The 20,518-nt window shown below is 60.1% G+C and carries 19 protein-coding genes and 1 pseudogene; 10 read left to right on the forward strand and 10 right to left on the reverse strand.

From position 1 onward, the window contains the following. The 4 genes and pseudogenes from cysM to ACIONG_RS24010 form a co-directional block, all read right to left on the reverse strand. Window positions 1–884: cysteine synthase CysM (gene cysM, locus ACIONG_RS23995; RefSeq protein WP_401303143.1), on the reverse strand; the 884-nt coding region annotated here is incomplete at its 3' end. A gap of 107 nt (window positions 885–991) precedes the next feature. Beyond that, window positions 992–2,014 (reverse strand): annotated as a pseudogene (locus tag ACIONG_RS24000) (YhcG family protein). 271 nt (window positions 2,015–2,285) lie between these two features. Next, on the reverse strand, window positions 2,286–3,728 hold the full coding sequence (locus tag ACIONG_RS24005) for a histidine kinase sensor domain-containing protein (RefSeq protein ID WP_401303118.1): 1,443 nt from the start codon (window positions 3,726–3,728) through the stop codon (window positions 2,286–2,288). Further along, entirely contained in the window at window positions 3,715–4,437 is a 723-nt protein-coding gene (locus tag ACIONG_RS24010; RefSeq protein ID WP_103306874.1) for a response regulator transcription factor, read from the reverse strand. Before ACIONG_RS24010 ends, ACIONG_RS24005 begins: the two co-directional genes overlap by 14 nt. 219 nt (window positions 4,438–4,656) lie before the next feature. On the opposite strand from ACIONG_RS24010, the gene ACIONG_RS24015 reads away from it, so the two are divergent. Together ACIONG_RS24015 and ACIONG_RS24020 are read left to right on the forward strand one after the other, a co-directional pair. Beyond that, on the forward strand, window positions 4,657–7,410 hold the full coding sequence (locus ACIONG_RS24015; RefSeq protein WP_401303145.1) for a response regulator: 2,754 nt from the start codon (window positions 4,657–4,659) through the stop codon (window positions 7,408–7,410). A gap of 82 nt (window positions 7,411–7,492) precedes the next feature. Further along, entirely contained in the window at window positions 7,493–8,482 is a 990-nt protein-coding gene (locus tag ACIONG_RS24020) for a 2-hydroxyacid dehydrogenase (protein ID WP_401303120.1), read from the forward strand. A 12-nt stretch (window positions 8,483–8,494) separates the two neighbouring features. Here ACIONG_RS24020 and ACIONG_RS24025 read toward each other — a convergent pair whose 3' ends face one another. Then, window positions 8,495–8,944 carry a hypothetical protein gene (locus ACIONG_RS24025; RefSeq protein ID WP_213026315.1) on the reverse strand — a complete coding sequence of 150 codons (450 nt, stop codon included), beginning with the start codon at window positions 8,942–8,944 and terminating at the stop codon, window positions 8,495–8,497. A 133-nt stretch (window positions 8,945–9,077) separates the two neighbouring features. Here ACIONG_RS24025 and ACIONG_RS24030 point away from each other — a divergent pair, with 133 nt between their 5' ends. Both ACIONG_RS24030 and ACIONG_RS24035 read left to right on the forward strand, forming a co-directional pair. Continuing rightward, window positions 9,078–9,512, forward strand: a complete 435-nt coding sequence (locus ACIONG_RS24030) for a hypothetical protein (RefSeq protein WP_401303122.1) — start codon at window positions 9,078–9,080, stop codon at window positions 9,510–9,512. Then, a complete protein-coding gene (locus tag ACIONG_RS24035; protein ID WP_401303124.1) occupies window positions 9,512–9,916 on the forward strand; it encodes an META domain-containing protein in 405 nt (134 codons plus the stop codon). Before ACIONG_RS24030 ends, ACIONG_RS24035 begins: the two co-directional genes overlap by 1 nt. 171 nt (window positions 9,917–10,087) lie before the next feature. On the opposite strand, the gene ACIONG_RS24040 is transcribed toward ACIONG_RS24035, so the two are convergent. After that, window positions 10,088–10,555 (reverse strand): TlpA disulfide reductase family protein, encoded by a 468-nt coding sequence (locus ACIONG_RS24040; RefSeq protein ID WP_103306879.1) that lies wholly within the window; start codon window positions 10,553–10,555, stop codon window positions 10,088–10,090. A 113-nt stretch (window positions 10,556–10,668) separates the two neighbouring features. Between ACIONG_RS24040 and arsC the strand changes: the two genes are divergently transcribed. Genes arsC through ACIONG_RS24055 form a run of 3 tightly spaced genes read left to right on the forward strand, consistent with a single transcriptional unit; the run spans window position 10,669 to window position 12,043 of the window. Continuing rightward, complete coding sequence (gene arsC / locus ACIONG_RS24045) at window positions 10,669–11,022, forward strand: arsenate reductase (glutaredoxin) (RefSeq protein WP_401303127.1); 354 nt, start codon at window positions 10,669–10,671, stop codon at window positions 11,020–11,022. Further along, entirely contained in the window at window positions 11,019–11,615 is a 597-nt protein-coding gene (gene wrbA / locus ACIONG_RS24050; protein ID WP_315449386.1) for an NAD(P)H:quinone oxidoreductase, read from the forward strand. Before arsC ends, wrbA begins: the two co-directional genes overlap by 4 nt. 2 nt (window positions 11,616–11,617) lie before the next feature. Beyond that, window positions 11,618–12,043 (forward strand): DUF2069 domain-containing protein, encoded by a 426-nt coding sequence (locus ACIONG_RS24055; RefSeq protein ID WP_401303129.1) that lies wholly within the window; start codon window positions 11,618–11,620, stop codon window positions 12,041–12,043. 113 nt (window positions 12,044–12,156) lie between these two features. Here ACIONG_RS24055 and ACIONG_RS24060 read toward each other — a convergent pair whose 3' ends face one another. Both ACIONG_RS24060 and ttcA read right to left on the reverse strand, forming a co-directional pair. Then, window positions 12,157–12,831: a DNA-3-methyladenine glycosylase I gene (locus ACIONG_RS24060; RefSeq protein ID WP_007917512.1), complete on the reverse strand. Its 675-nt coding sequence runs from the start codon at window positions 12,829–12,831 to the stop codon at window positions 12,157–12,159. A 181-nt stretch (window positions 12,832–13,012) separates the two neighbouring features. After that, window positions 13,013–13,837, reverse strand: a complete 825-nt coding sequence (gene ttcA, locus ACIONG_RS24065) for a tRNA 2-thiocytidine(32) synthetase TtcA (protein ID WP_103306883.1) — start codon at window positions 13,835–13,837, stop codon at window positions 13,013–13,015. A gap of 464 nt (window positions 13,838–14,301) precedes the next feature. On the opposite strand from ttcA, the gene ACIONG_RS24070 reads away from it, so the two are divergent. Both ACIONG_RS24070 and ACIONG_RS24075 read left to right on the forward strand, forming a co-directional pair. Next, window positions 14,302–14,904 carry a Yip1 family protein gene (locus tag ACIONG_RS24070; protein ID WP_007917515.1) on the forward strand — a complete coding sequence of 201 codons (603 nt, stop codon included), beginning with the start codon at window positions 14,302–14,304 and terminating at the stop codon, window positions 14,902–14,904. A 148-nt stretch (window positions 14,905–15,052) separates the two neighbouring features. Next, a complete protein-coding gene (locus tag ACIONG_RS24075; protein ID WP_213026320.1) occupies window positions 15,053–15,547 on the forward strand; it encodes a SprT family zinc-dependent metalloprotease in 495 nt (164 codons plus the stop codon). A gap of 133 nt (window positions 15,548–15,680) precedes the next feature. Here the strand turns inward: ACIONG_RS24075 and ACIONG_RS24080 are convergent, their stop codons facing one another. Together ACIONG_RS24080 and ACIONG_RS24085 are read right to left on the reverse strand one after the other, a co-directional pair. Continuing rightward, window positions 15,681–16,862 (reverse strand): CaiB/BaiF CoA transferase family protein, encoded by a 1,182-nt coding sequence (locus ACIONG_RS24080; protein WP_401303132.1) that lies wholly within the window; start codon window positions 16,860–16,862, stop codon window positions 15,681–15,683. Window positions 16,863–17,125: 263 nt separating this feature from the next. Next, window positions 17,126–18,460: a dicarboxylate/amino acid:cation symporter gene (locus ACIONG_RS24085; protein ID WP_103306885.1), complete on the reverse strand. Its 1,335-nt coding sequence runs from the start codon at window positions 18,458–18,460 to the stop codon at window positions 17,126–17,128. A 352-nt stretch (window positions 18,461–18,812) separates the two neighbouring features. Here ACIONG_RS24085 and ACIONG_RS24090 point away from each other — a divergent pair, with 352 nt between their 5' ends. Then, complete coding sequence (locus tag ACIONG_RS24090) at window positions 18,813–19,811, forward strand: AraC family transcriptional regulator (RefSeq protein WP_401303134.1); 999 nt, start codon at window positions 18,813–18,815, stop codon at window positions 19,809–19,811. The last annotated feature ends 707 nt before the right edge of the window (window positions 19,812–20,518 follow it).

The raw sequence follows: 20,518 nt of genomic DNA on the forward strand, positions 1-20,518 counted from the left end.
ATGCCGGTCGACAGATAACGGTCGCCACGGTCGCAGATGATCGCGACGATCACCGCGTTTTCAACTTCTTTGGACAGGCGCAGCATCGCTGCCACCGCACCGCCCGAGGACACGCCACAGAAAATGCCTTCTTCGCGGGCCAGACGACGAGTGACGTCCTCGGCTTCGCTTTGCGCCATGTCGACGATGCGGTCGACGCGGTCGGCCTGGTAGATCTTCGGCAGGTATTCCTGCGGCCAGCGACGGATGCCGGGAATGGCCGAGCCTTCCATCGGTTGCAGACCGACGATCTGCACCTTGTCGCTCTGCTCTTTCAGATAGCGCGAGACGCCCATGATGGTGCCAGTAGTACCCATCGAGCTGACGAAATGAGTGATGGTGCCCTGAGTCTGACGCCAGATTTCCGGGCCGGTGGTGGTGTAGTGCGCTTCCGGATTGTCGCCATTGGCGAACTGATCGAGCACCTTGCCACGGCCTTCGGCTTCCATGCGCTGCGCGAGATCGCGCGCGCCTTCCATGCCCTCTTCCTGGCTGACCAGAATCAACTCGGCACCGTACGCGGTCATCGCCGCTTTACGCTCGGCGCTGGAGTTGTCCGGCATGATCAGGATCATCTTGTAACCCTTGATCGCGGCGGCCATGGCCAGGGCGATCCCGGTATTGCCCGAGGTCGCTTCGATCAGCGTATCGCCCGCGTGGATCTGCCCGCGCAGTTCGGCACGGGTGATCATCGACAGCGCCGGACGATCCTTGACCGAACCCGCCGGGTTGTTCCCTTCGAGCTTGAGCAATAGGGTGTTGCTGGTGGCACCGGGCAGGCGCTGCAAACGCACCAGCGGAGTGTTGCCGACGCAATCGGCGATGGTTGGGTACTGCAGGGTCATGGCGTATTCGCAATCCAGACGTGCGGGGGCGCCTATCATACCGGCAAACCCGCGCAGGCCATATCACGCAAAGTGCGGTGCTTATGGTTTATGGGAATAAGCAGCCGTTAGTCGCTATTTACTGTGTGCGCCGTATCCAGGGCATAAAACTCATGCAGCTTGGCCTGCAGCAATTGCTTATCCGGCAGACAGGTTTGATATTCCGCTATCAATGCGGGCGAAAGACTGCGATTGAGGGCGTACTCGGACCTCATCTTCTTTGCTTGCACACAGCAAGACACCGATGGCCGGGCTTTCGTGAGGCTTGCGAACATTGCGATCCAGCGCCTCCAGATAGAAATCCAGCTTGCCGAGGTATTCCGGCTCAAAACGGCCGACCTTGAGTTCAATGGCTACAAGGCAGTTGAGCCCCCGGTGAAAGAACAGAAGATCCAGAGAAAAATCCCGACCGCCGACCTGCAATGGATATTCGGAACCGACAAAGCAGAAGTCGCGACCAAGTTCGATCAAGAAGATCCTGAGGCGTGATAGCAGGCCTTGGTGCAAATTGGTTTCGGAATGAGCAGAGGGCAGATCGAGGAACTCGACCATGTAGGTATCACGGAAAATCTCGAGTGCTGCGAGATGGGCTTGTTTCAGTGCCGCGGAAGCTTTCGCCGGTTGGTGACGCTTCGTTCGAACAGAGCCGTTTTGAATTGGCGCTCCAACTCTCTTGTAGACCACTTCTCCTGAATGGCCATCCGCAGATAAAACTCGCGCTCTTCAGAGAGCTTACTCTGAGTCAAAATGAGTAAATTATGAGTCCAAGGCAATTGTGTCAGCAGTGCTGACACTTTCTGATCGCCCCGATAAATCTCATAAAACTGGCGCATCCGAAACAAATTGCGCCGAGTGAACCCTCGCAACCCGGGTTGTGTCAGAGCCAAATGATCGGCCAATTGCCCCACCACCGAATCCCCCCACTCCGCCTGCTCAATCTTGCGACTGATGTGCGCCCCCACCTGCCAATAAAGCTCAATCAGCTGTGTATTGACCGCTTGCATGGCCTTATGTCTGGAACTGTGAATCAGCGCGAGCACTTCGTTGAAGCGTTCGCCATCCGGGCTGCCAGTAAGGCTGGATACAGTCATGCGCAATCCCTTGGAGATCAGCTGAGGCACGAGCCTAAACCGTTCAGGACGCTAAAAATGACCGCTGATACAGCTTGGGAAATGTCGTACAAAAGAAGGCGAGCGCTCCTGCATACTCGCAGGATTGGCCTCCGCCAACGGACTACATCGCGAGCAAGCTCGCTCTTACAGGGTGATAGGCATTCATGTAGGAACTGCGGAACGCTGCGATCTTTTGATCTTGCCCCTTAACAACATCAAAAGATCGCAGCCTCGTTTCACTCGACAGCTCCTACAGAGTTTGGTGTTGGGCGAAGATTGGTGGCACGCTGCTGGAACCTGTGGGAGCTGGCTTGCCAGCGATGGCGTCGGGACTGACAGCGCCATCATCAGCCACCAACCGCAGATTCAGTCGCAACCCCGAACCGCTGTTCTGCGCCCAAAGACGCCCACCCTGGCGCTGCACCGCATTCCGCGCAATGCTCAAACCCAAGCCAAACCCGCCATCCCCCGGCCGCGAACCGTCGAGCCGGGTAAACGGCGAAAAGATCCGTTCAAGATCTGCTTCGGCCACGCCGCCGCCCTGATCCTCCAGCCACAGGTGCCAGTACTCGCCATCCCGTCGCCCATCGAGCCGTACGATCCCGCCTGCCGGCGAATGTCGAATGGCGTTGCGCAAAATGTTCTCCAACGCCTGCGCCAGCGTATTCAAGTTGCCGCGCACCCAGCACGACGCCTCCACCGCGCACTGCAATTGCAGACTCGGCCAGCCGCTTTCATAACAGGCGTTGTCGGTGAGCATCTCCCACAAGGCCTGGATCTGAATCGCTTCGTCTGGCAGTGGCGAACGGTCTGTGTCGAGCCAGGCCAGTTGCAACGTGTCTTCGACCAGCCGTTGCATGCCGTCGACTTCGCGGCCGATGCGTTCGCGCAATTGCGGCAAACCCTGTTCACTTTCGCTGGCCACGCGCAGCCGGCTCAGCGGGGTTCGCAGTTCATGGGACAGGTCGCGCAGCAATTGCTGCTGCACGGCGACGGTGGTTTGCAGGCGTTCGGACATTGAGTCGAACGCCCGGGCCAGTTCGCCGAGTTCGTCCGGCCTCTGGGTGATGCCGCTCGACAGCCGTACATTCAATTGATCGGCGCGCCAGGCATTGGCCTGCTCCCGCAGGTTGTTCAGCGGCACCACCAGCAAGCGGTACAGCCCGACGCACAACAATAAAGTGAACAGCCCGGGAATCACGCCGTTGGTGATGACTCGCCAGAACACCCGGTATTTGCCCGGCACAAAGCGTTCGGGCAATTCGATCACCAGACTGCCGGCGGACGGATCCTTGGGAAACGGGATGCGCAGCCACGGCCGGCCCTGTTTGTGAATCGGCCAGTCGAGCCCGCGCAAGAAGGTCAGGTGCTGGATTTCCTGTTCGTTCAGCGGATCATTGCTCAGCGACTGCAAGTTGCCGCCGATCACCCCGACCCAACTGGCCTCGCGCAACTCCATGCTCTGTAACCAGTCATCGACGCCGCTGCGCCCGCCTCGCTGCCACGCCTGCTCGGCTTGCGCGGCATAACGGGCCAGCGTGCCGCGCGCCTCGTCCGAGAGGAACTGGTTGCGCTGCTCCATGTACCGGCCCCACGACCAACTGAGCCAGATCATCAACAGGCAGAACGCGACCAGCAGACAGGCCAGTTTCCAGAACAGCGAGTGCCGTCCCGGCAGCTCAGACATTTTCATCAGCGGCACTCAACACGTAACCCTTGCCCCACACCGTGCGCACTTCCCGCTCGGTGTAGCCGATGGCTTTGAGTTTGCGGCGGATCTGGCTGATGTGCATGTCGAGACTGCGGTCGTGTGCAGCGTATCCGCGTTGCAGGACGTGCTGGTAAAGGAAAGCCTTGCTCAGCACTTCTTCATCATTACGGTTGAGGGTTTCCAACAGGCGGAATTCGCTGCGGGTCAAACCGGCCGCTTGCTCGCGGAAGAACACATCGCATTGCTCATCGTCAAAGTGCAGCGTGCCCGTAGCCACCGGCACAGCCAACGCCGCGGGACGACGATCAAGGGCCACCCGCCGCAGGATCGCTTCGATGCGCACATGCAGTTCGGCCATGCTGAACGGCTTGGGCAGGTAATCGTCGGCGCCCAGACGGAAACCACTGATGCGATCGGCCTCGGCACCGAGGGCCGACATCAGCAGCACCGGCGTCGAGTGGCTCTGGCGCAGTTGAGTCAGCAGGTTCAGGCCATCCAGCCCGGGCAACAGAATGTCCATCAACACCACGTCGAACACCTGGCGCCTGGCGATGTTCAGGCCTTCCTGACCGTTCTGACACCAGGTCACCTGAAAGCCGCTGCGGCCCAGATGTTCGTGAACATAGGCACCCAGAACCGGATCGTCCTCGATGGAAAGTATGCGTGGCTGGCCAACGGAAACAGGAGTCATGAGTATCTGCAAGTAATTCTCAGTTGAGCGCGATTATTCAAGATTGCCGGGCAGCGGGCAACTCAAGGTTGCGCCGTCGGACGAACGCGCCTGCGCTGGCGGACAGCAGACGAGAGTATTTTTCCGGAGATTGCCCGCGAGCAAATCGCTACACTGCGCCAATGTCGCGTGCCGGATGCACGCATGAGTCAACGGATCAGCGGGATGCAGGAGATAGGCGTGCTCAAGAAACTGGGAATCAAAGGTCGCGTGTTGTTGCTGACCTTGTTGCCGACCAGCCTGATGGCGCTGGTGTTGGGTGGTTATTTCACCTGGACGCAGCAGTCCGACCTGCAGACCCAATTGATGCAGCGCGGCGAAATGATCGCCGAGCAACTCGCACCGTTAGTGGCACCCGCCATGGGTCATGGCAACAGCGACTTGCTGGAGCGCATCGCCACTCAGTCCCTCGAACAACCCGATGTGCGCGCGGTGACCTTCCTCACACCGGACCGCTCGCCACTGGCCCACGCCGGCCCGACCATGCTCAATCAGGCACCGAGCGGTGACAGCGCGCACTTGCAACGGCGCAGCGGCAATGACGCGACCCGTTACCTGATGCCAGTGTTCGGCAAGCACCGCAACCTCGCCGGCGAACTGATCCCCGAAGAATCCGACCGTCTGCTCGGCTGGGTCGAACTTGAACTGTCACACAACGGCATGCTGCTGCGCGGTTATCGCAGCCTGTTCGCCAGCCTGTTGCTGATTGCCGCCGGGCTTGCCGGTGCTGCGCTGCTCGCCTTGCGCATGGGCCGCACCATCAATCGTCCGCTGAGCCAGATCAAACAGGCTGTCGCGCAACTCAAGGATGGCCACCTGGAAACCCGCCTGCCACCGCTCGGCAGTCAGGAGTTGGATGAACTGGCGTCGGGCATCAATCGCATGGCCGGCACCTTGCAGAACGCCCGCGAAGAACTGCAGCACAGCGTCGATCAGGCCACCGAAGACGTCCGGCAGAACCTGGAAACCATCGAAATCCAGAACATCGAACTGGATCTGGCCCGTAAAGAAGCGCTGGAAGCGAGCCGGATCAAATCCGAATTCCTTGCCAACATGAGTCACGAGATTCGCACGCCGCTCAACGGCATTCTCGGCTTCACGCATCTGCTGCAAAAAAGCGAGCTGACCCCACGCCAGCTCGACTACCTGGGCACCATCGAAAAATCCGCTGACAGCCTGCTCGGGATCATCAACGAGATCCTCGACTTCTCGAAAATCGAGGCGGGCAAACTGGTGCTCGACCACATTCCGTTCAACCTGCGCGATCTGTTGCAGGACACCCTGACCATCCTCGCCCCCGCCGCTCACGCCAAGCAGTTGGAGCTGGTCAGCCTGGTTTATCGCGATACGCCGCTGTCGCTGGTCGGTGATCCGTTACGCCTGAAGCAGATTCTCACCAACCTGGTGAGCAACGCGATCAAGTTCACCCGCGAAGGCACCATCGTCGCCCGGGCGATGCTCGAAGAAGAACACGAAGACAGCGTGCAACTGCGCATCAGTATTCAGGACACCGGCATCGGCCTGTCGAATCAGGACGTGCGCGCGTTGTTCCAGGCGTTCAGTCAGGCCGACAATTCGCTGTCGCGTCAGCCCGGCGGTACAGGGCTGGGGCTGGTGATTTCCAAGCGCCTGATCGAACAGATGGGCGGCGAGATCGGCGTCGACAGCACACCGGGCGAAGGCTCGGAATTCTGGATCAGCCTGAGCCTGCCGAAAACCCGTGACGACGCCGAAGACCTGCCCTCGGCGCCGTTGCTCGGACGCCGTGTAGCGGTGCTGGAAAACCACGAACTGGCGCGTCAGGCCTTGCAGCATCAACTGGAAGACTGCGGCCTCAATGTCACGCCGTTCAACACCCTGGAAAGCCTGACCAATGGCGTCACTGGCGCGCATCAGACCGATCAGGCCATCGATCTGGCGGTAATCGGCATCACCAGCAACGACATACTGCCGGAACGCCTGAACCAGCACATCTGGGACCTCGAACACCTCGGCTGCAAAGTGCTGGTGCTGTGCCCGACCACCGAACAGACACTGTTCCATCTATCGGTGCCCAACCCGCACAGCCAGCTGCAAGCCAAACCGGCCTGTACGCGTAAATTGCGCCGCGCCCTGTCGGATCTGGCCAACCCGCGCCAACCACGCAACGAGCCGAACGAACCATTGTCGAGTCGCGCACCAAAGGTGCTGTGTGTCGATGACAACCCGGCCAATCTGTTGCTGGTGCAAACGCTGCTCGAAGACATGGGCGCCAAGGTTCTCGCGGTGGAAAGCGGTTATGCAGCGGTCAAAGCGGTGCAGACCGAATCCTTCGATCTGGTGCTGATGGACGTCCAGATGCCCGGCATGGATGGGCGTCAAAGCACCGAAACCATTCGCCAGTGGGAGAGCGAACGGCATTGCACACCCCTGCCGATCGTCGCGCTCACCGCGCATGCCATGGCCAACGAAAAACGCGCATTGCTGCAAAGCGGCATGGACGACTACCTGACCAAACCGATCAGCGAGCGGCAACTGGCGCAGGTGGTGCTGAAATGGACCGGGCTGGCCCTGCGCAATCAGGCGCCGGAGCGCGTCAGTGACAGCGCGGCGGGCAATCACGAATTGCCGGTGCTCGATCACGAAGAAGGTTTGCGTCTGGCCGCCGGCAAGGCGGATCTGGCGGCGGACATGCTGGCGATGCTGCTGGCCTCGCTGGAAGCCGACCGCGAAGCCATTCGCACGGCACGCGACAGCCACGACCAGAATGCCCTGATTGAACGTGTACATCGCCTGCACGGCGCCACGCGTTACTGCGGCGTCCCGCAATTGCGCGCCGCCTGTCAGCGCAGCGAAACCCTGCTTAAACAGGACGACCCGAAAGCGTCGACGGCGCTGGATGAGCTGGAACGGGCGATCAACCGCCTCGCCGCGCAAGCGAAGATCAGCGCCTGACCCAGCGCAATACCGGCCAGCGCGAACACCGATAAAGTTGACTTGGTTTATGCCACCCGAGTCGATGCTCCAGGAGGATTTCATGCGCACGATCGTTTTCAGCAGCCAGACCTACGACCGCGACAGTTTCCTTGGTGCCGATTGCCCGGCGGGTATCGAACTGCATTTTCAACCGGCGCGGCTGAGTCTCGACACTGCCGCACTGGCCGAACATCACGAAGTGGTTTGCGCCTTTATCAACGACGACCTCAGCGCCGCCGTGCTGGAGCGTCTGGCGGCCGGCGGCACACGCCTGATCGCCCTGCGCTCGGCCGGTTACAACCATGTCGATCTGGCCGCGGCGAAACGCCTGGGCCTTGACGTCGTGCGTGTCCCGGCCTACTCGCCGCATGCGGTGGCCGAGCATGCCGTGGCCCTGATCCTCGCCCTCAACCGGCGCTTGCACCGCGCCTACAACCGCACCCGTGAAGGCGATTTCAGTCTGCATGGCCTGACCGGTTTCGATCTGGTCGGCAAGACGGTCGGCATCGTCGGCACCGGGCAGATCGGCGCCACCTTCGCGAAAATCATGCACGGTTTCGGTTGTGAACTGCTCGCGTACGACCCGTACCCGAATCCTCAGGTGCTGGCCTTGGGTGCCCGTTATCTGAGCCTGCCGGAGTTGCTCGCGCAGTCGCGAATCATCAGCCTGCACTGCCCGCTCAACGAGCAGAGCAAACACCTGATCAACCGCGACTCACTGGCGCACATGCAGGCGGGGGCGATGCTCATCAACACCGGTCGCGGCGGTCTGGTGGACACCCCGGCGCTGATCGATGCCTTGAAGGACGGGCAACTGGGTTATCTGGGTCTGGATGTGTATGAGGAAGAGGCGCAGCTGTTTTTCGAGGACCGTTCCGACCTGCCGTTGCAGGACGACGTGCTGGCGCGCTTGCTGACCTTTCCGAATGTGATCATCACCGCGCATCAGGCGTTTCTGACACGCGAGGCGCTGGGCGCGATTGCTGCGACGACCCTGGACAATATCGCGACCTGGGTTGCGGGGGCACCGCAGAACCAGGTCGAGGGTTAAGCGCTTTAGCGCTTACTTAAGGGAGGACGCCAGAATCAGCAACGCCAGCCAGCCAAAACCGAACAGGCGTTGTTTTGCCGAGTGACCACTGCGCAGCAGGAACCAGACAAACACCATCGGCAACAGGAACACCATGATCTTCAGCCAGCCTTCCACCGGGCGGCTGCCGTCCTCATTGATATGCGTCACGGCTGCTTGCGCGGCCGGTTGCTGACGCCGTTGCCCCGCCGCTGCCGGCATGATGTTCGGTAACGGCTCTGGACTTTCAGGCGCGATGACAGCAGCCTCGGCCACAGTCCTGTTGCGCGGCAGACTGCCGAAAGAAATCGTCGCAGGCTTAGCCGGTGCCCCGGCGCTCTGCGCGTCGGCCTGTTGTTGCGCCATCGGCGCCCCGCAATGAATGCACGCCGAGGCTTGCGAGCTGATGCTGCGCTTACATTCATAACATTCGATCAGCGCCATGTTCCGTTCCTTCAGAGTCGAGGGCGGCAGTTTGCCATGGGCCAAGGTCGATTTGAACCTGATCGAAGGTCGCAAGCGCACGTCAATTTGCAACGTGGCCCGTGCTAGCATGTCGCGCATATTTGGAGGACCCATGGTCGAACACGATTTCCGCTACAACCTGATGAACCCGCAACACACCCTCACCGAATGCCGCGCCCTTGTACCGGGCCGCTATCAGGTCACCGGCAACGGTGGCTCGATCCGCATCGGTGACGCCCTGCTGGTCACCCTTAAAGGCAGCAAGGACTTGTCCATGCGCCTGACCGTCGAAACCGTCCGCCACCTGATCAATCCGCCAGGCCAATGGACCGCAATGACCACGGGCCCGGTGTTCGGCGAACTGGCGATTCACACCTGGCAGGTCAACTGCGACAGCTGCGCCAAAGAGCTGAGCTTCGAGTTCGCAGTAGACGCCAAGCTGGGCAAAACCGCAGAAAAACCGGCCGCCACGGCGCGCATTGCCGAGTTGGGCTGGAAAGCCGTTGGCGAGAAACATCTGTGCCCGAACTGCCAGGAGCCTGCGTGATGAAACGCCTTGCCCTGACCGCTCTGGTCGGTGTTGGTCTGGCGGGCTGCGCCGCGGAGCCTGTGCAACTGCACCAGAACCGCAGCTACATTCTGGAGTGGATCGGCGAACGGCCATTGATGGATTACAGCCATCTGACCGTGACCCTCGGCGATGATGGCCGCGCCTACGGCAACGGCGGCTGCAACCATTGGTTCGCGCCGTACACCCTCGATGGCGACAAGCTGAGCTTCGGCAAGATCGGCAAGACCCGCAAACTGTGCGCGCCGGCACTGATGGAGCAGGAACAACGCTTCCTTCAGGCACTGGAGCAGGTCGAGCGCTGGGATATTTCGCCGATCGAACAGATGCGCTTCTGGCCGGCGCAAGGCAAGCCGCTGCGCTGGTGGCTGGAAGAGGGTTGAACCTCATATCCTCGATCCGCTGAAGATTACCTGTGGCGAGGGAGCTTGCTCCCGCTCGGCTGCGCAGCAGTCGTAAATCGGTTACCGCAATTTACCTGTTGCACTGCGGCGGCCGGGTTTGGGGCTGCTTCGCAGCCCAGCGGGAGCAAGCTCCCTCGCCACAAAAAGCCATTATTGGGTCGCCTGCAACGCCTCAAGCCTGGCCATCACTCCCGCTGCTGTCTGCTCCCCCAGCAACTGCTCCCGCACCTTGCCCTTGTTGTCGATGATGTAAGTCACCGGCAAGGCCTCACTGCGCGGCAAGTCGAACAACTCCGCCGGATCCTGCGCCAGTACAGTGAACTTGATGCCGAGTTTTTCACTGGCGTCTTTCAGTTCTACACCCTGCACGTTGTCGAAGTTGACCCCGAATACACCGACATTCTTGCTCTTGAGTTCATCCGCCAAATGGTTGAGTTCAGGGATTTCCGTGCGGCACGGGCCACACCATTCAGCCCAGTAGTTGATCACCACCCATTGTTTGTCGAGGCGCTCGGACGCCACTTTCTGACCGTTCTGGTCGATACCATAGTCATTGCCGCAGCCCCCCAGCATCAACGCCCCGATTATCGTCAATGCCGCTGCCAATCGCCGTGTCATGTCCTGTTCCTTGTGAAAATTTGAATACGCCTGCGACCCATCGCCTCCCGAGGTTCTGGATTGCGCGTTGCACAGTTAGAATAGCCGCCACTTTACGCCAGAAGCGACCCGCCATGACCGATCTGACGCTTTATCACAATCCGCGCTGCTCGAAATCCCGCGGCGCGCTGGAACTGCTTGAAGCCCGCGGCCTGACTCCGAACGTCGTGCGCTATCTCGAAACGCCGCTGGACGCCGCACAGATCAAGGCCCTGCTCGGCAAGCTCGGGATCAGCGCACGGCAACTGCTGCGCACCGGGGAAGATGAATACAAAACCCTGAACCTGGCCGACGCCAGTCTCACCGAGAAACAATTGATCGAAGCGATCGCGGCCCATCCCAAGCTGATGGAACGACCGATTCTGGAAGTCGGCGACAAAGCCGTCATCGGCCGTCCACCGGAGCAGATCCTGGAGTTGCTGCCGTGAGTGCGCCGTACATTCTGATTCTGTATTACAGCCGCAGCGGCTCGACCAACGAGATGGCCCGGCAAATCGCCCGGGGTGTCGAGCAGGCCGGCCTCGAAGCGCGTTTGCGCACCGTGCCGGCGATCTCCACCGAGTGCGAAGCCGTGGCCCCGGACATCCCGGACGAAGGCGCGCTCTACGCGACCCTCGATGACCTGAAGAACTGCGCCGGTCTGGCCCTCGGCAGTCCGACCCGGTTCGGCAACATGGCTGCACCGCTCAAATACTTCCTCGATGGCACCAGCAACCTCTGGCTGACCGGCGCCCTCGTCGGCAAACCGGCCGGCGTGTTCACCTCCACCGCCAGCCTGCATGGCGGCCAGGAAACCACGCTGCTGTCGATGATGCTGCCGTTGCTGCACCACGGCATGCTCATCACCGGCCTGCCCTACAGCGAATCGGCGCTCTTGGAAACCCAGGGCGGCGGCACACCGTACGGCGCCAGCCATCACGCTGGGGCGGATGGTAAAAGTGGCCTCGATCAGCACGAAGTCGCACTGTGCCGGGCGCTGGGCCTGCGTCTGGCCAAGACTGCGCAGAAACTGGAGGGCTGACGGTGGCGAAGAAGCCGAAAATCCTGCCCTCCATCGAGTGGCTTGAGCCTCGAGTGAAGGCGATGCGGGTGATCAGCCTACTGAGCTTTTTTGCGTTGGCCGGGCTGCTCGCCGCCTACTATCTGGTATTCGCCGACCTGCATGGCGCCCGACCGTGGGTGATTCTGCTGGTCGAGCTGATCCCTTGGCTGGTCCTCGCCCCGGCGATGATCATGGGCAGCGCCCGTGGGCATTCGTGGATGTGTTTTGTGGTGAATCTGTATTTCATCAAAGGCGCACTGGCGGCGTATGACCCGAACCGGCAGTGGTTTGGTGTGCTGGAGATGGTCGCGAGCCTGGCGGTGTTCTGCTCGGCGCTGCTGTATGTGCGGTGGCGGTATCAGTTGAATCGCAAACTGGCTGGCGAGGGCGAGATCAGCGTCGCCTAAGCCGACGCCATCGCTGGCAAGCCAGCTCCCACAGGATCTGTGTTGAAACACAATAATGTGATCAATACAAAAACTGTGGGAGCTGGCTTGCCAGCGATTGGGGCGACGCGGTCTTAATGATTCACGGTGTACGCGAGCATCATTGAAATCTGGCTCATCGCCCGCCCGCCGCTCTGTTCATGCCACTGGTTGAATGCATCCTGCACAATCGCCAGATCGCGCAGACTGGTCGGCACCTTGTCGACGATCTTCTGCGCATTCAGCGCCGCGACCACGTCGTAGCTCGGCACAAATGTATCCTTGCCGACCATGCGCAAAAACCGTGGGGCCGATAGTCCGCCCAGTTGATGGCCGTGTTTTTTCAGGTAGGTCCACAGACCGACAATGTCGGTCACCGGCCAGTCGGCGATCAGCGCGCCGAAGCTGCCCTTGTCTTTCTCGACATCCAGAATGAACTGCGCATTGCGCGGCACGCTCTTGAGCTTGCCCAGGTGACGGATGATCCGTGCATCCTGCATCAGCCGTTCAAGATGTTCGGCACTCATCAGCACGACTTTTTCCGGGTCGAACTTGAAGAACACTTCTTCGAAGGCCGGCCATTTGGCATCCACCAGACTGTGCTTGAGCCCGGCACGAAACACGCGCAGGGCCATGGTCGAGAGGTAGCGATCGTCGCTGATTTTGCGCAATTGCGCCGGGGTCTTGGGAACGGGCAGATGGGCTTCCAGTTCAGCCGCCGAACCAAAGCGGTTCAGACAGTATTCGTGCAGCCACTTGTAATCGCGCATGCCCTCTCCTGGGAAATGAAACGAAAATCCAATGTAGGAGTGAGCCCTGTGGTGAGGGGATTTATCCCCGATGGGGCGCGAAGCGCCCCCAGAAGAGCTTGGGCCTGCTGCGCAGTCCATCGGGGCGGTGCGACGTTTCGCTAAATCCCCTCACCACAGGACTCACTCCTACAGTTTGTGTTTAAAGGTTTACGACATTGACGAAGCGCGAAGCCGCCGTCTCATCGATCTTCAGGCTGGTGAAGTCGAACAGGTTGCGGTCGGCCAGTTGCGACGGCACCACATTCTGCAGACTGCGGAAGATGCTTTCAGTTCGCCCCGGGGTCTTGCGGTCCCAGTCCTGAAGCATTTCCTTGACCACCTGACGCTGCAGGTTTTCCTGCGAGCCGCAGAGGTTGCACGGGATGATCGGGAATTCCTTGAGGTCCGAGTAGGCCTGGATGTCCTTCTCGTTGCAGTACGCCAGCGGACGGATCACCACGTTGCGGCCGTCATCGGCGCGCAGCTTCGGCGGCATCGCCTTGAGGGTGCCGTTGAAGAACATGTTGAGGAAGAACGTCTCGACGATGTCGTCGCGATGATGACCGAGGGCCATTTTGGTCGCGCCGATTTCGTCGGCAAAGGTATACAGCGTGCCACGACGCAGGCGCGAGCACAGCGAACAGGTGGTCTTGCCTTCGGGGATCAGCTCTTTGACCACCGAGTAAGTATCTTTCTCGACGATGTGGTACTCGATGCCCAGCTCTTTGAGGTAGGCCGGCAGCACGTGCTCGGGGAAGCCCGGCTGTTTCTGGTCCATGTTCACCGCGACGATCTCGAACTTGATCGGTGCAACCTTCTGCAGGTGCATCAGCACGTCGAGCATAGTGTAGCTGTCCTTGCCCCCGGACAGGCAGACCATGACCTTGTCGCCGTCTTCGATCATGTTGAAGTCGGCGACCGCTTCCCCGGCCAGGCGGCGCAGGCGCTTTTGCAGTTTGTTCTGGTTGACCGTAAGAGTGCCCATGACGCGAAATCCGTGAGGTGTGACGAAGGGCCGGCATTTTACGCAAAAACGTCGTGGGGGCGAAGGGCCGTGGGTCTGTCCCATTCTTCCGAGGTCTGCATTGCCCTCTGTGGCGAGGGGATTCATCCCCGATCGGCTGCGCAGCAGTCGTCAAGCCATCCACCGCGAAGTATCGGGAAAATAGAGTTCTGAGGTTTTGGGGCTGCTTCGCACCCCATCGGGGATGAATCCCCTCACCACAAATATATTTCCAGGATAACCAAGAGTTGATACCAAGAGCCTGCGGCGATTAAGCCCCCTGTTTACAGCGCGATTTGCTCTAAGCCCCTAGTCCCTGTGCGGTTAAGTCCTTTCTATACTGCGACATAAGGTCGCACACATCTGAAGACCTGAATTTGCTCGGCCTCATTGGCCCGTAGGCGCTCCGTTGGGGGGCGATGGCAATAACAAGAGGAGTGACTGGCATGATCCATCACGTAGTGGGACTTTTTACCCACCCCGATCAGGAATGGAAGGAAATCCGTGGCGACCAAGAGGAAAGCATCAGCCACATGTACCTGACACACACGCTGATTCTGGCGGCGATCCCCGCTGTCTCGGCGTTCATCGGCACCACGCAGGTCGGTTGGGTGATCGGCAATCGCGCGCCGGTCATGCTCACGGTCGAAAGCGCCATCTGGATGACGGTCATGTCGTATCTGGCGATGCTCGGCGGGGTCGCGGTGATGGGCGCGTTTGTGCACTGGATGGCCCGCACCTACGACGCCAACCCGAGTCTGGCCCGTTGCGTGGCGTTTGCCACCTACACCGCGACACCGTTGTTTGTCGGCGGGCTGGCGGCGCTGTATCCGCATATGTGGCTGGGGATGATCGTCGGCACGGCGGCCATCTGCTACACGGTGTATCTGCTGTATGTGGGGCTGCCGACCTTCATGAATATTCCGTCGGACGAAGGTTTTCTGTTTTCCAGCTCGGTGCTGGCGGTGGGTCTGGTGGTGCTGGTGGCCATCATGGCGTTCACCGTGATCGTCTGGGGCCTGGGCGTGGGCCCCGTGTACACCAACTGACGCAATGACTCTCCGAGAAAAACAAGATCTGCCAATACAGGCCGCCGCAAGGCGGCCTTCTCGTCTCGCTGATGACCATTCGGCAGTTCGGCGATTCGCAAGTCCACAGGGTTGCGGCATACTCGACGCCTCTGGAGATCCATCAAGCATGCCCGAGCAACTCAATACCCGCGTCGAAGACTGTTACCAACTCGCTGAATCCTTTTTCAAACGTCATTTCCAACGCCCCGTGGTGAGCCTCAAGCTGCGCGGGCAAAAAGCCGGGGTCGCGCATCTGCACGAGAACCTGCTGCGCTTCAACCCGCAGTTGTACCGGGAAAACACCGAACACTTCCTCAAACAGACCGTGGCCCACGAAGTCGCGCACCTGATCGCCCATCAACTGTTCGGCGACCGCATCCAGCCCCATGGCGAGGAGTGGCAACTGATCATGCGTGGCGTCTACGAACTGCCGCCGGATCGCTGCCACACGTATGCAATCAAACGCCGCAGCGTGACCCGCTATATCTATAAGTGCCCGTGTGCCGACAGTGATTTTCCGTTTTCGGCGCAGCGCCATAGCCTGGTGCGGCAGGGGCGGCGGTATTTGTGCCGGCGGTGTCGGAGCACTTTGGTGTTCAGTGGTGAGATGCGCGTGGAATAGTCAGTTTTGCAGTGACCTGACTGGCCCCATCGCTGGCAAGCCAGCTCCCACAGTGTCCGAGGTGGCCACATAAACCATGTCCGACACAAAACCTGTGGGAGCTGGCTTGCCAGCGATAGGGCCAACACAGACGCTAAAGAATCACCTTGGATGCACGCAGCTCGGCAATCCGCTCGGGACTGAACCCCAACTCCCCCAACACTTGATCCGTATGCTGCCCCAACCCCGCGCCAACATGCCGTGGCGCCGGCAACGCCTCGGAAAACTTCAACGGACACGCCATTTGCGCCTGGGTCGTGCCATCCCCGCGCGGCACCTGGGTCACCAGTTCCCGAGCCTGTAACTGTGGATGGCGCACCGCCTCCCCCAGATTCAATACTGGCTCGACACACGCATCGATCCCGGCAAACAACTCGCACAGTTCGGCAAAGTCATGTTTTTCGAATTCGACCGTCAGCGCGTATTTCAACGCCCGCTGCTGCTCAGGCTTGGGCGACAAGCCTTGCGCCGCCAACTCCGGGCGACCCAGCGCCGTGCACAATTGCTGCATGAACCCAGGCTCGAGACTGCCTACCGACATCCAGCGCCCGTCGCGAGAGCGGTAGTAGTCGTAAAAGCTGCCCCCGTTGAGCATCTGATCTTCCCGACCCGGCGACTCGCCGCAAGCCAGATACCCGGCACCGGCCATGGCGTTCAGGCTGAACGCGCAGTCGGTCATGCTCACGTCCAGGTGCGTGCCCTGCCCGGTGTGCTGGCGGGCAATCACCGCCGCCAGCAAACCGATCACCCCGTGCAGCGAACCACCGGCAATATCCGCCACCTGCATGCCCAGCGGCAACGGCCCGCTGTCGGCGCGGCCGGTGTAACTCGATAACCCCGCCAGCGCCAGATAATTGATGTCATGCCCGGCGCGATCCTTGTACGGCCCGGTCTGGCCGTACCCGGTGATCGACACGTAGATCAGCTTCGGGTTGATCGCCTTCAGCGCCTCATAACCCAGGCCCAGACGCTCCATCACGCCGGGGCGAAACTGCTCGAGGACGATGTCGTAGTCGGCCAGCAGTTGCTTGACCACCTCCAGTGCCTCGGGCTGTTTCAGATCCAGTGCGAGGCTGCGTTTGTTGCGATTGAGATAGGCGTGGCTAGCCGACATGCCCTGATCGTGAGGCGGCAACACCCGCAGCAGATCCAGACGGGTCGGCGACTCGATCCGCAACACTTCGGCGCCCATGTCCGCCAGCAACAGCGAGGCGAACGGCCCCGGCAGCAGCGTCGAGAAGTCGAGGATTTTCAGTGAGGCCAGCGGTGCAGACATGGGCGAACTCCTTGGGCGATGCACTCAGCCTAGGCAGCGATACCGCGTACGGCAATCACCGGAAATGTCAGCGAGTGTGACCGTTACGCTCAAACAGCAGGCAAGAAAAAACCCCTGTGGCGAGGGGATTCATCCCCGATGGACTGCGCAGTATTCCCTTCTTTTCAGTCAAAGAAGGGGCCGCTGCGCAATTCATCGGGGATAAATCCCCTCACCACAAGGGCTCTTCACAATCCGGCATCGCAGTGATGCCGGTTTTTTACTTACTTGACGTTGCTCGGCGTCGGGCCTTCAGCCACACCCAGGTCGTCTTCAGGACGGGTATCAGCGATACCCCGACCACCCGAAGCCAGCTCGGCTTGCAGGGTATCGGTGTCCAGCTCTTTCACCCACTTGGCAACCACGATGGTCGCAACAGCGTTACCCACCAGGTTGGTCAGTGCGCGTGCTTCGGACATGAAGCGGTCGATACCGAGGATCAGCGCCAGACCGGCCACCGGCAGGTGACCCACCGCCGACAGCGTGGCCGCCAGCACGATGAAGCCCGAACCGGTCACACCGGCAGCGCCTTTGGAGGACAGCAGCAACACCACCAACAGAGTGATCTGATGGGTGATGTCCATGTGCGTGTCAGTTGCCTGAGCAATGAACACCGCCGCCATGGTCAGGTAGATCGCAGTACCGTCGAGGTTGAACGAGTAGCCCGTCGGGATCACCAGACCCACGACCGATTTCTTCGCGCCCAGACGCTCCATCTTGATCAGCATGCGTGGCAGTACCGATTCCGACGACGAGGTGCCGAGTACGATCAGCAGCTCTTCACGGATGTAGCGGATCATCTTCAGCACGCTGAAACCGTGCATGCGCGCGATACCGCCGAGCACGATCAGAATGAACGCCAGGCAAGTGATGTAGAAGCAGATCATCAACTGACCCAACTGCACCAGCGAGCCGACACCGTAGGCACCGATGGTGAATGCCATCGCACCGAAGGCACCGATTGGCGCGAGCTTCATGATCATGTTGATGATGTTGAACATCACGTGAGCGAAGCGATCGATGAAGTCGAGGATCGGACGGCCATAGTCGCCCAGGCGATGCAGGGCGAAACCGAAGATCACCGAGAACATCAGCACTTGCAGGATGTCACCGGTAGCGAACGCGCCGACGATGGTGGTCGGGATCACGTTGAGCAGGAAGCCGACAACGCTCTGGTCAGCACCGGCTGCTACATAAGAAGCGACTTTCGAAGCATCGAGGGTGGCCACGTCGATGTGCATGCCGTTGCCCGGCTGCACGACGTTGACCACGACCAGACCGACCAACAGGGCGATGGTCGAAACGATTTCGAAGTAAAGGAGTGCGTAACCACCGGTCTTGCCGACCGACTTCATGCTCTGCATACCGGCGATGCCGCTGACCACGGTGCAGAAGATGATCGGAGCGATGATCATTTTGATCAGTTTGATGAACCCGTCACCCAGCGGTTTTACCGCCACGCCGAATTGCGGGTAGTAGTGACCGAGCGCGATACCGATACAAATTGCGACGATCACCTGGAAATACAGGGATTTGTACAGTGGCTGACGAGTCGTCATTGCAAGATTCCTCAAGCGTCCCGCGTGGCAGCATCCATCTGCTGACCGCGAAACCTGAATTGCGAACCCTCCTGCACTGGAGGGATTTGTTGTGTCGAGCGACGCTTTTTCCTGCCGGATCAACGCACGCTTCTGTCGCTCTTATCGCAAACGTCGTGCCACTTTGGTGCGTTTCGTAGCAATCCTTTTGATATCAGGGATTACAGGGTCGTTTTTGTCACCGTCTGGTTAATCCAGTGTGGCGGATTTCCGCCAACTCGCCCGATCTCGTCCTACAATTTGGCGGAAATCCGCCTTGTTGCCAGGTTCACCCCCAGCTACCATCCGGCGCCAGAGGAAGGATTTGTCGCTTATGCGCGAACGCACCATCGCCAGTCATTTCGCCCGTGCCGCCCTCGGTGGTGCGCGCCGCCTCGGATTCGATTATTCGGGCCTGCTGCTGGAACTGGGGATCAGCCCTGAATTGCTCGACGAGCCCCGTGCGCGCATCGCCCCGGAGCAGTTCACCCAGTTGATCCAGAGCCTGTGGCTGGCACTGGACGACGAATACCTGGGCTTCGGCAAGGCACCGAGCAAACCCGGCAGCTTCGCCATGATGTGCCACGCCTCGATTCATTGCCGCAATCTGGAAAAAGCCCTGCAACGCGGCTTATTGTTTTATAGCCTATTCCCCGACGCCCCGCGCCTGACCCTGAGCCGCGAAGACGAATGGGTGCGCCTGAGCCTCGACGATTCACAGTTGTGGGACCCGGATCACTTCCTCACCGAAAGCCTGCTGGTGATCTGGCATCGCCTCGGCAGTTGGCTGATCGGCCAGCGCATCCGCCTGGAGCAGGCGACGTTCAGCTACGCGAAACCTGCGCACGGCGCTGAATACGATCTGTTGTTTCCCTGCCCGTTGGTGTTTTCAGCGGATCAAAGCAGTCTGCTGTTTCACAGCCGTTACCTGCACATGCCGTTGTTGCAGGACGAACGCACGCTCAAGCATTTCCTTGAGCGCTCTCCCGCCGACCTGCTCTCGCGCCCCGACGGCGGCGACAGTCTCAGCAGCCGCCTGCGTCGTTTGCTCAGCAGGGACACTAATCGTTGGCCGGATCTGGAAGCCGTGGCGGCGCACCTGCACATCAGTCCACAAACACTGCGTCGGCATTTGCGCGAGGAAGGCAGCAGTTTTCAGGAGTTGAAAGATCAGTTGCGGCGGGATATCGCCATTTATCATCTGGGGCGGGCGGATCTGTCGTTGCAACAGATTGCCGAGCAGTTGGGGTTTTCCGAGCCGTCGGCGTTTCATCGGGCTTTCAAGAAGTGGACGGGGGTGACGCCGGGGGCTTATCGGGCGCAGGAGCAGTGAGGTGTCTTCGAGATCTCGCCTTCTGAAATACCGTGGATTTCGGAGGTGGGTTTGTTTGTCTGGGATTTCTGGGGGTTGGGGTTCTGGGGTTTGTGGGCATATCCGTTGCTGCGGGTGTTGCTGATTAGGGTTCCGCCCTTACGGCGGGTCACTTTTGGCAAACGCCCCAAAAGTAACCAAAAGGGCTGCTCCCTGACGTACGGCACTTCGCTTAGGCTCAGTGTTCCCTCGCTACGGTGTCCATCCGGGGGCATCGCCTCCGGTTTGCTTCGCTGCACCTCCTCTCGATGTGTTTGGCTTCGCCAAACGGCGCTGCGCGCCTACCCCGGATGAACACCTCCGCTCGGCCTGCCGATGGGGCTGAAGATCAAGAGCAGGATCAACAGCCAGATCAAAAGCCAGATCAAAAGCCAGATCAACAGCCAAATCAAGAGCCCCTCACCCTAGCCCTCTCCCGGAGGGAGAGGGGACTGATCGAGGTGTTTGGGAGAGGTACACCGACTTGAAATACCGAGTCGAACTCGGATTCGAAAGGCTCACAAATCGGCGCCCTCTCCTTGGGGAGAGGGCTGGGGTGAGGGGCAAACCCGACACAAAACCAAAGCCGACCACACGCTTCTCACCACTCAACATAATGAACGCTAGCTCAAGTACCGCTTTTGACCTTCACCACTCAACACAATAAGCGCTAGTTCAAGTACCGCTCT

Source organism: Pseudomonas sp. NPDC087817, from assembly GCF_044742875.1.
GTDB lineage: Bacteria > Pseudomonadota > Gammaproteobacteria > Pseudomonadales > Pseudomonadaceae > Aquipseudomonas.

Excerpts from the sequence above, each read along its gene's own strand:
- ACIONG_RS24070 (WP_007917515.1), top strand. The coding sequence starts at position 14,302 with ATGATCCATCACGTAGTGGGACTTTTTACCCACCCCGATCAGGAATGG.
- ACIONG_RS24035 (WP_401303124.1), top strand. The coding sequence starts at position 9,512 with ATGAAACGCCTTGCCCTGACCGCTCTGGTCGGTGTTGGTCTGGCGGGC.
- ttcA (WP_103306883.1), bottom strand. The coding sequence starts at position 13,837 with ATGGGCACTCTTACGGTCAACCAGAACAAACTGCAAAAGCGCCTGCGC.
- ACIONG_RS24010 (WP_103306874.1), bottom strand. The coding sequence starts at position 4,437 with ATGACTCCTGTTTCCGTTGGCCAGCCACGCATACTTTCCATCGAGGAC.
- ACIONG_RS24090 (WP_401303134.1), top strand. The coding sequence starts at position 18,813 with ATGCGCGAACGCACCATCGCCAGTCATTTCGCCCGTGCCGCCCTCGGT.
- ACIONG_RS24005 (WP_401303118.1), bottom strand. The coding sequence starts at position 3,728 with ATGAAAATGTCTGAGCTGCCGGGACGGCACTCGCTGTTCTGGAAACTG.
- ACIONG_RS24040 (WP_103306879.1), bottom strand. The coding sequence starts at position 10,555 with ATGACACGGCGATTGGCAGCGGCATTGACGATAATCGGGGCGTTGATG.
- ACIONG_RS24080 (WP_401303132.1), bottom strand. The coding sequence starts at position 16,862 with ATGTCTGCACCGCTGGCCTCACTGAAAATCCTCGACTTCTCGACGCTG.
- ACIONG_RS24020 (WP_401303120.1), top strand. The coding sequence starts at position 7,493 with ATGCGCACGATCGTTTTCAGCAGCCAGACCTACGACCGCGACAGTTTC.
- ACIONG_RS24075 (WP_213026320.1), top strand. The coding sequence starts at position 15,053 with ATGCCCGAGCAACTCAATACCCGCGTCGAAGACTGTTACCAACTCGCT.
- ACIONG_RS24060 (WP_007917512.1), bottom strand. The coding sequence starts at position 12,831 with ATGCGCGATTACAAGTGGCTGCACGAATACTGTCTGAACCGCTTTGGT.
- ACIONG_RS24085 (WP_103306885.1), bottom strand. The coding sequence starts at position 18,460 with ATGACGACTCGTCAGCCACTGTACAAATCCCTGTATTTCCAGGTGATC.
- arsC (WP_401303127.1), top strand. The coding sequence starts at position 10,669 with ATGACCGATCTGACGCTTTATCACAATCCGCGCTGCTCGAAATCCCGC.
- ACIONG_RS24030 (WP_401303122.1), top strand. The coding sequence starts at position 9,078 with ATGGTCGAACACGATTTCCGCTACAACCTGATGAACCCGCAACACACC.
- ACIONG_RS24025 (WP_213026315.1), bottom strand. The coding sequence starts at position 8,944 with ATGGCGCTGATCGAATGTTATGAATGTAAGCGCAGCATCAGCTCGCAA.